The sequence below is a fragment of the Brevibacillus sp. MS2.2 genome (genome assembly GCF_013284345.1).
GTDB lineage: Bacteria > Bacillota > Bacilli > Brevibacillales > Brevibacillaceae > Brevibacillus > Brevibacillus brevis_C.
The window spans coordinates 16,538-27,418 of sequence record NZ_JABSUZ010000027.1; the positions used below are offsets into that span (position 1 = coordinate 16,538).

Annotated in this window: 1 protein-coding gene; it reads left to right on the forward strand. The window is 47.4% G+C overall.

Annotation, left to right across the window (positions count from 1 at the left end):
- The first annotated feature begins 27 nt into the window (after nt 1-27).
- On the forward strand, nt 28-10,797 hold the full coding sequence (gene tycB, locus HP568_RS21200; protein ID WP_173630148.1) for a tyrocidine non-ribosomal peptide synthetase TycB: 10,770 nt from the start codon (nt 28-30) through the stop codon (nt 10,795-10,797).
- Nucleotides 10,798-10,881 lie beyond the last annotated feature (84 nt).

Consider the following 10,881-nt stretch of genomic DNA (forward strand, 5'->3'; position numbering starts at 1 on the left):
AAATAATGTCGATATCGAGGTGCCGGAATGAGTGTTTTTAGCAAAGAACAAGTACAAGATATGTATTTATTGACGCCCATGCAAGAGGGAATGTTATTTCACGCCTTGCTAGACGAAGAACATAACTCTCATCTTGTACAGATGTCCATTTCGATTCAGGGCAATCTTGATGTTGGTTTGTTTACCGATAGCTTGCATGTACTGGTAGAGAGATATGATGTGTTCCGCACGTTGTTTCTCTATGAAAAATTAAAACAGCCTTTGCAGGTTGTCTTGAAGGAACGGCCCATTCCCATCCTATTTTGCGATTTAACTGCATACGACGAGCAAGAAAAGCAGCAGCGCTACACACAGTACAAAAGGAATGACCAAGAGAAAACCTTTCATCTAGCGAAAGATTCGTTGATGAGAGTGGCTATTTTCCAAATGACGGAGAGCGAATACCAAATCATCTGGAGTTTTCATCACATACTCATGGACGGTTGGTGCTTTAGCATTATTTTTGATGACTTGCTTTCCGTCTACTTATCCTTAAAGAATGGGGCACCGATTTCGCTTGATCCGGTGCAGCCATACAGCCAATTTATTCGTTGGCTGGAAAAGCAAGATAAAGAGGCTGCTCGCGCATATTGGAGAGACTATCTGGAACAATTTGAACAGCAAACTTCCTTGCCGAAATTTGGGAAGTCTTCTAGCAAAGCCTTTCTACCAGCGCAATATCGTTTTGCGCTGGACCGTATGCTGACGCAGCAGCTTTCTGCGATCGCAAGTCAAAATCAAGTGACATTGCCGACGGTGATTCAAACCTTATGGGGGATTCTCCTCCAATCCTATAACGCTACGAATGATGTACTATTCGGCTCTGTTGTATCCGGGCGACCAACTGAAATCGTTGGAATCGACAAAATGGTTGGGTTGTTCATCAATACCATTCCATTCCGCATTCAAGCGAAAAACGATCAAACCTTTGCCGACTTGATACAGGATGTGCACCAAAGAACACTGCAATCCCAGTCCTATGAGCATGTACCTTTGTACGATATTCAAAACGATTCTGTATTGAAGCAAGATTTGATCGATCACCTGATGGTCATCGAAAACTATCCGTTAGTCGAGGCCTTGCAGAAAAAAGTAGCGACACAGCAAGTAGGCTTTACCATTTCCGATGTCGAGATGTTTGAGCCTACCAATTATGACATGACCGTCATGGTAATGCCCAAAGAAGAGATTGCGATGCGGTTTGATTATAATGCTGCTGTTTTCGACGAAGCTTTTATCCAAAAAATGGCTGGACATCTCAAGCAGATTGCGGTTTGCGTGGCAAACCATCCGAAGATCACCATTCAGCAGGTTACTTTGCTGACAGAAACTGAAAAACAAGAGCTAATGGCCAGAAACGTTGATACTTCCGTTGCCTATCCAACGAAAACCATGCACGAGCTCTTCATGGAACAGGTGGATAGGACACCTGAGCAGGTAGCTGTCGTATTCGGAGAACAGCAGTTGACGTATCGGGAGCTAGATGAAAAGTCCAATCAGCTCGCCAGATTTTTGAGAAGAAAAGGCATTGCAGCAGACAGTCTGGTTGGTACGATGATGGATCGTTCGATTGAGATGATTGTCGGAATTCTTGGGGTTTTGAAAGCCGGTGGTGCGTTTGTACCGATTGATCCGGAGCTGCCAGAAGAACGAATTGCCTACATGCTCGAGCATAGCGGGATTCAATTGGTAGTGACCCAGCAGCATCTACTAGAGAAAGTCTCTGCTTCTACTGAAAAAATAGATATCAGCGCTCCAGCCATCTGGGAAGAGAGCCATGCGTCTGTGGAAACGATCAATCAACCAGATGACTTGTTTTATATCATCTACACGTCCGGAACGACAGGCAAACCAAAAGGGGTCATGCTTGAGCATAAAAACATGGCAAATCTGATGCACTTTACGTTTGCCAAGACCAACATCGATTTTCATGAAAAAGTATTGCAGTATACCACATGCAGCTTTGATGTTTGCTACCAGGAGATCTTCTCCACGTTGCTTTCCGGGGGACAGCTCTATCTCATCACGAATGAGATGAGACGTCATGTAGAAAAACTGTTTGCCTTTATCCAGGAGAAACAGATCAGCATATTGTCCCTCCCTGTATCTTTCTTGAAATTTATCTTTAACGAAAAAGATTATGCCCAAAGCTTCCCGCGTTGCGTCAAGCACATTATCACTGCCGGGGAACAGCTCGTCGTCACTCATGAGCTACAGAAATATCTGCGGAACCATCACGTATTTTTACACAATCATTACGGGCCGTCGGAGACACATGTGGTAACTACCTTCACGATGGACCCAAGCATGGATATACCAGAGCTGCCACCAATCGGAAAACCGATCAGCAACACAGGCATTTATATCCTGGATGAAAAGCTGCAAATGAAACCAGATGGCATTGTTGGGGAGCTGTATATCTCTGGTGCGAATGTAGGAAGAGGGTATTTGCACAATCCGGAGCTGACTGCGGAGAAGTTTCTCGAGAACCCGTATCAATCAGGAGAAAGAATGTATCGAACGGGTGACCTCGCTCGTTGGATGCCAGATGGCAATATCGAGTTTTTAGGGCGAATCGACCATCAGGTAAAAATCAGGGGTCATCGCATCGAGTTGGGAGAGATCGAATCGCACTTGCTCAACCACGCCTCCATCAAGGAAGCCGTGGTCATCGATAGAACGGATGAGACAGGTGGTAAGTATTTGTGCGCCTATGTTGTTTGGACAGAGGAAGTCAGCAACGAAGAGCTGCGTGCGTACTTATCACGAACGCTGCCGGAGTACATGATCCCTTCCTTCTTTATGAGCTTGGAGCGGATTCCGGTCACACCTAATGGAAAAACAGACAGAAGAGCCTTGCCCATCCCTGAGGGTAATGCTTTTAAGGGAGCGGATTACCTCGCTCCGACAACCGAACTGGAACAGAAAATGGCAGCGATTTGGGAGAACGTACTCGGTGTATCCCCGATTGGCATTCAGGATAATTTTTTCACGCTGGGGGGCCATTCGTTAAAAGCCATTCATCTCATTTCCCGGATGCAAAAAGACTGCCAAGCAGATGTTCCGCTTCGCGTGTTGTTTGACAGACCAACCATTCAAGAAATCGCCAAGTATGTGGAAGGTGAAGAGGAAGGAACGTATCTCGCTATTCCTCGCGTCGCCATGCAAGAGCACTATCCTGTATCCTCTGCGCAAAAACGCATGCTGATATTAAACCAGCTTGATCCGGCTAGTACGGTGTACAATCTGCCCGTTGTGACTGTACTCGATGGGGAATTGAATGTGCAGCAGCTAGAGCATGCCATTTCCAATCTGGTGAGTCGTCATGAATCGCTGCGGACCTCCTTCCATACCATTAACGGTGAGCCGGTTCAACGCATCCATCGGGAATGCAAGCTGCCAATCGCCTACATGGAAGCGACAGAAGATGGTTTGAATCAAGTCATCATGGATTTCATGCGTCCGTTTGATTTGGAAAAAGCGCCATTAAGTCGGGTTGGACTGGTCAAACTGGGAGAGCGGCGCCATGTCATGATCATCGATATGCACCATATCATTTCGGATGGTGTGTCATCGCAAATCATCCTGAATGATCTTGCACAGCTCTATCAAGACAAATCCTTGCCCGAGCAACGCATTCAATATAAAGACTTCGCGGTTTGGGAGAAAGGTCTGGCACAGACAGACCAATACAAAAAACAGGAAGCGTATTGGACCGAGCGATTCGCTGGTGAAATTCCTGTTTTGAACCTGCCTTTAGACTACTCTCGACCGTCTGTTCAAAGCTTTGAAGGCGAACGTTATTTATTCGGCTCGGAAAAACAGCTACTGGATGGCTTGCAAAGAGTGGCGGCAGATACTGGTACTACGCTCTATATGGTGCTCATGGCAGCCTATCATGTTTTGCTCGCAAAATACTCCGGGCAAGAAGATATGGTGGTCGGGACCGTGACAGCTGGAAGAACGCACCCTGACACCGAAAGCATCACGGGTATGTTCGTCAACACGCTGGCAATGAGAAATCAGCCGGTGGCAACCAAAAGCTTCAAGCAATTTTTACGAGAAGTGAAGGACAATACACTCTCTGCCTTTGAGCATGGGGAGTACCCGTTTGAGGAACTCGTTGAAAAGCTGGCGGTCAATCGAAATCGAAGCCGCAATCCATTATTTGACACCTTGTTTATTTTGCAAAACATGGATGCCAATCCGATCAAGATCGAAGGCATGACAGTGACGCCTTACGTGCCCGAGGGCAAAATGGCGAAATTCGATTTGTCGCTCGAAGCAACCCAAAACAACGCAGGTCTCATGTTCTGCTTCGAATTTTGCACCAAGCTGTTCAAGCAGGAGACTATCGAACGCATGTCGCGTCATTACATCCAAATCTTGCAAGAAGTCATCCGGAACACGGACTTGGCTCTCTATCAGATAGAGATGCTCACCGAGCAAGAAAAGCAGGAATTGCTGGTCCATTTCAATGACACATTCAAGCCTGTTCAGTTGGAAAGCACACTCCCACAGCTATTTGAAGAACAAGTAGGGAAAACCCCTGATCAAATCGCGCTGGTTTGCGGGGACCAAAGATTGACATATCAGGAGCTCAATAAGAAGGCCAATCAGCTTGCTCGTACATTACGGAAAAAAGGAGTAAGTGCTGACCAACGAGTTGGGATTATGGCAAATCGTTCCTTGGAGATGGTGATTGGAATCCTTGCCATTCTCAAGGCTGGCGGAGCATATGTGCCTATTGATCCAGAATATCCGAATGATCGCATTGCCTATATGCTGGAAGATTGCGAAGCCCGTCTGGTGCTTACCCACGAGCATCTTGGAACAAAGGTTGCGGCTGGAGTGGAATGCCTGTATCTGGAGGATAAGAGTAACTATTCTCGTATCACCACAAACCTTGACCCGATTCATACGGCTACCAATCTGGCTTATATCATTTACACATCGGGTACGACGGGTAGGCCAAAAGGGGTCATGGTGGAGCACCGAGGTATTGTCAACAGTGTGACGTGGAACAAAGAAGAGTTTGCCCTATCTGTCCATGACAGAGGTTTGTTGGCTCTATCTTTTGCCTTTGATGGTTTTGTCCTTACCTTCTTTGCGTTGATTCTATCCGGTTCAACGGTTGTCTTGACGAAGGATGAAGAAGCCAAAGATCCGATAGCACTCAAAAACCTGATCTCAACATGGAGTTGCAGCTACACGTTATGCGTACCGAGCTTGTTCCAGGCGGTTTTGGAATGCAGCACCGCCGACGAGATCAGTCCGATGAAAATGGCCGTGCTCGGGGGAGAAAAGCTATCGCCGAAGTTAGTTGAGATGTGCAAAGAGATGAATCCGCAGATGATTGCTGTCAATGCGTACGGTCCGACAGAAAGCAGCGTTATCGCCACCTATCTGTGCGATACGCTCCCGGATGCTCCGATCACCATTGGACGGCCAATAGCAAACACAAGCATATACATCGTGGACCATTCACATCAACTGCTCCCAATCGGTGTAGTGGGAGAGATATGCATAGGCGGACTCGGTTTGGCACGCGGATATTGGAACAAACCAGAACTTACCGAGGAGAAGTTTGTCTCCAATCCATTTGAGCCTGGTGAACGCATGTACAAGACGGGCGACCTTGGCAGATGGCTCCCAGACGGCACGATTGAATTCGCAGGACGCCTGGATGAACAAGTAAAAGTGAGAGGATACCGGATTGAGATCGGGGAGATAGAATCGGTTCTGCTCAGCTATGAAACGACAAATGAAGCGATTGTCGTGGCTTATCAGGACGGAAGCGGGGATGCGTATCTGACTGCCTATTTCACCGGGAAAGACAACATCTCGGAAGCGGCGCTTCGAGCACATCTATCGCAAGAATTGCCAGCGTATATGGTACCGACCTATCTGGTTCAACTGGATGCTTTCCCGCTCACGCCAAATGGCAAGATCGATCGCAAAGCGCTGCCGAAGCCTGAAGGAAAGCCTACAACAGGTGTGGAGTATGTCGCTCCTGCCAATGAAGTAGAGGCAACACTGGCAAAGATATGGGAAAACGTCCTTGGCATCACAGGCATCGGAGTGATGGATAACTTTTTTGAGCTGGGTGGACATTCTTTGAAAGCAATGACGGTAGTGGCGCATGTGCACAGGGAATTTCAAACCGATCTTCCGTTGAAGCATTTCTTTGAACAGCCTACCGTTCGAGCCTTGTCCAGGTTGATAGCAAACAGTGAGAATGCGCCAGATGCATCGATTCAACCAGCAGAACTACAAGAGTACTACCCGGTATCAACTGCCCAGCAGCGGATGTACGTGCTCCATCAGTTGGAAGGCGCGGGCATCAGCTACAATACGCCTGGGATGATCATGCTAGAGGGTCAACTGGATCGCGATCAATTGAAGCATGCGCTGCAAGCATTGGTAGATCGCCACGAAATCTGGAGAACCTCCTTTGAGATGGTAGGAGATCAGTTGGTCCAAAAAATTCATGACCATGTGGAAGTGGAAATGGAATATCGGAGTGCAGAAGAACATCAGATCGATGAAATTTTTCATGCGTTTGTCCGTCCATTTGATCTGGCTGTTCCGCCACTGCTGCGCATGGGTCTCGTGCAAATCTCGAATGAACGTCATCTTCTCTTGTATGACATGCATCATATTGCTTCGGATGCCTCGTCTGTCACGATCATTTTCAATGAACTGGCGGAATTGTACCAAGGCAGACAATTACCGGAGCTGCGTATCCAATACAAAGATTTTTCTGTCTGGCAAAAACGCTTTACCGAGTCAGATGACTTCAAGAAGCAGGAAGAGTATTGGCGCCAGGCGTTTGAGGGGCATAACACTGTCTTGGAGATTCCGACAGATTTTCCACGCCCAGCTGTGAAAAGCTTTGAGGGTGATCAAATCGTACTCGCTACCGATAGACCTCTACTGGAAGCTTTACACGCGTTGGCTGCAGAAACGAAAACGACCTTGTTTATGGTCTTGCTTGCCGCCTACAATTTGCTGCTCTCGAAGTATACGGGGCAGGAGGATATCGTTGTCGGAACGCCAATCTCCGGCAAAACGCGCGCTGAGCTCGAACCGATTGTAGGTATGTTCGTCAATACGCTTGCAATCAGAAACAAACCGACTGCAGGGAAGACCTTCAAGGAGTTTCTGATGGAAGTCAAGCAAAATGCCCTGGATGCCTATGATCATCAGGATTATCCGTTGGAAAGTCTGGTTGAAAAGCTTGGTATTCAACGTGATCCCGGACGCAATCCACTTTTTGATACCATGTTCATTCTGCAAACCGACGAGCTGTACCAAAAAACACTGGGTCAACTGACCTATCAGCCCTATGAATCGACGAGCGCACTTGCCATTTCAAAGTTCGACCTGTCTTTTCACCTGACTGAACGGGAAACAGACCTGTTGCTGCGACTGGAGTACAGTACCAAGCTGTTTAGAAGAGACACCGTAGAAAGAATGTCGCGTCATTTTATGCAAATTCTACGCAATGTTGCGGCAGAACCTGACAGGCAGCTTCAAGCGATTGAGATGCTGACGGCAGAAGAAAAGCAGCTGTTGCTGGTGGAATTCAATCATACAGACAGAGAGTTCACGGAAGACCAGACCATACAACAGCTCTTTGAGGAACTGGCAGCGAACATGCCTGACCAAACAGCCATTGTATTTGAAGAGAAGAGCATGTCATACCAAGAGCTCAATGAAAAAGCGAACCAGCTAGCTGCGGTTTTGCGGGAAAAAGGGGTAGGTCCTTCGCAAATCGTCGTCATGATGGTAGAGCGTTCCTTGGAAATGGTCATTGCCACACTCGCCATTTTAAAAGCTGGCGGAGCCTTTTTGCCTGTCGATCCCGATTATCCCGAAGATCGAGTTCGCTACATGATCGAGGATAGTCAAGCGAAGCTCGTGCTTACCCATTCTCACTTAATCCACAAGGTGTCCAGTCAGGCAGAAATTATCGATTTGGACGACGCGGGGAGCTATTCGTCGCATTCAGACAATTTGCTTTGCATCAACAAGCCGTCAGATCTGGCCTATATCATTTACACGTCCGGTACCACTGGCAAGCCAAAAGGAGTCATGCTGGAGCACAAAGGGGCAGCCAATCTACAGGCGGTTTTCAAAAATCAACTCGGCGTAACGCCACAAGATCGGCCAGGGCATTTTGCGAGTATCTCTTTTGACGCATCGGTGTGGGATATGTTTATAGCTCTATTGACAGGAGCGACCTTGTATATTATCTCCCGCGATACAATCAACGATTTCCGCAAGTTTGAGGAATATGTCCACAAAAACGGAATTACCATTCTCACGTTACCGCCGACGTACGCTATTTATCTTGAGGCTGACCGTATGCCGTCCCTGCGTATCCTGATTACTGCTGGATCGGCTGCAACTATCGCGTTGGTAGAGCAATGGAAAGAGAAAGTGACCTATATCAATGGCTACGGCCCCACAGAGAATACAGTTTGCGCCACACTCTGGAAAGCTTTGCCGCATGAACCAGTTGGTCAGACCATTACGATTGGCAAACCGATTCAGAATACGAAGTTGTTCATCGTGGATGAACAAATGCAATTGAAGACAGTCGGTCAAATAGGTGAATTGTGCATCAGCGGGGTGGCGCTAGCCAGAGGATATTGGAATCGACCAGAATTGACGGCTGAAAAATTCGTCGACAATCCGTTTGTGCCAGGAGAGAAGATGTATCGCACCGGGGATCTGGCCAAATGGCTTCCGGACGGAAATATCGAGTATCTCGGTAGAATCGACCATCAGGTGAAGGTACGCGGTCATCGGGTAGAGCTGGGCGAGGTCGAGAGTGTCCTGTTGCGATATGAGACGATCATTGAGGCAGCAGCTATCACACATTTGGATGACCAGGGGCAACCTTACCTGTGCGCATACTATGTAGCCGATGGGGAAGCAAGTCCGGCTCAACTGCGTGAATTTATGGGAAAAGAATTGCCAAATTATATGGTTCCCTCCTTCTTCGTTCAGTTGGATAAGATGCCGTTGACACCGAATGACAAAATTGACCGCAAAGCATTGCCGAAGCCAAGTCACGAAGAGAAATCGGGCAGGGAATATGAAGCACCACAAAACGAACTGGAACACTTACTGGCAACGACCTGGGCAGAGGTATTGGGAATTGGGCAAGTGGGAATGAAAGATAACTTCTTTGAATTGGGCGGAGATTCCATCAAAGCCATACAGGTATCCACGCGTTTGCACGCATCAGGCTGGACGCTAGCGATGAAGCAACTGTTCCAATATCCGACCATTGAACAAGTGGCTGCTCATGTCATACCGAACAACAGAGAGAGCGATCAGGGAGTAGTAGAAGGCGAGATTGGCTTGACGCCCATCCAGAGGTGGTTCTTCGAGTGCAATTTCACTGACCGTCACCACTGGAATCAGGCTGTCATGCTCTTCCGAGAGGATGGCTTTGATCCGGGACTTGTTCAGCAAGCGTTCTATAAAATCGTCGAGCACCACGATGCGTTGCGCATGATATACAAACAGGAGAATGAGACAATCACGCAAATCAATCGAGCGCTGACAGGTGAGCGATTCCGTTTCCATTCGTATGACTTGAAAGACCATGCAAATAGCGCAGCTCATATTTTGGAGTTATCTGATCACATCCAAAGCAGTATCGATTTGGAACAGGGACCACTCGTCCACTTGGCACTCTTCTCCACAACGGAAGGGGATCATTTACTGATTGCCATTCATCATCTGGTCGTGGATGGCGTTTCATGGCGCATCTTGTTTGAAGATTTTTCCTCTGCCTATTCGCAGGCTCTCCACAATCAGGAGATCGTCTTGCCGAAAAAGACAGATTCCTTCAAGGATTGGTCGATTCAATTGCAAAACTATGCGGAGAGTGACGAGCTTTTGCGTGAAGCTGCGTATTGGCACAACCTCGAGAGCACGACCACGGCAGGAAAGTTGCCAACCGATTTTGTTACAGCAGATCGTAAACAAAAGCACACCCGTACAGCGAAGGTCGAGTTGACAGCGCAAGAGACAGAAAACCTGTTACGTCACGTACATCATGCCTATCACACAGAAATAAATGACCTGTTGCTGACTGCGTTGGGATTAACCGTGAAAGAGTGGGCGAATACCGACTACGCTGTCATCAACCTGGAAGGTCACGGTCGCGAGGATATTCAGAATGAAATGAATGTGACCAGAACGATTGGGTGGTTCACATCCCAGTTCCCTGTCGTGCTTGATATGGAAAAGTCAAAGGACTTGTCATACCAAATCAAGCAAATCAAAGAAAACTTGCGCCATATTCCGAAAAAAGGAATTGGCTACGAGATATTACGCACGATGACAGCGGATAAACTGCGTCCATCCCTGCAATTTAGCCTGCGGCCGGAAATCAGTTTTAACTACCTCGGGCAATTTGATTCGGATGTAAAATCTGGCGGACTTACTTTCTCGCCACTCGGTACGGGGCAGCTTTTCAGTCCAGAATCGGAGAGAGTATTCTTGTTGGATATTTCCGGCATGATCGAGGATGGAAAGCTCCAGATCAGTTTTGGCTATAGCAGTCTCCAGTATCAGGAAGAAACCATCGCGAAATTGGCAGACAACTATCGGAATCACTTGCTCAGCATTATTGAGCATTGCCTATCAAAAGAAAATGGAGAATTGACCCCGAGCGATCTGGGTGATGATGACCTTTCCATGGAAGAACTGGAGAACATCCTGGAATTAATCTAATCAGGCGACATGAGAAATGCTATTCCTCCAATAAAAGCTGGGACATTCGCTTTTATTGGAGGAACCCTCTTTAAATCGATAAAT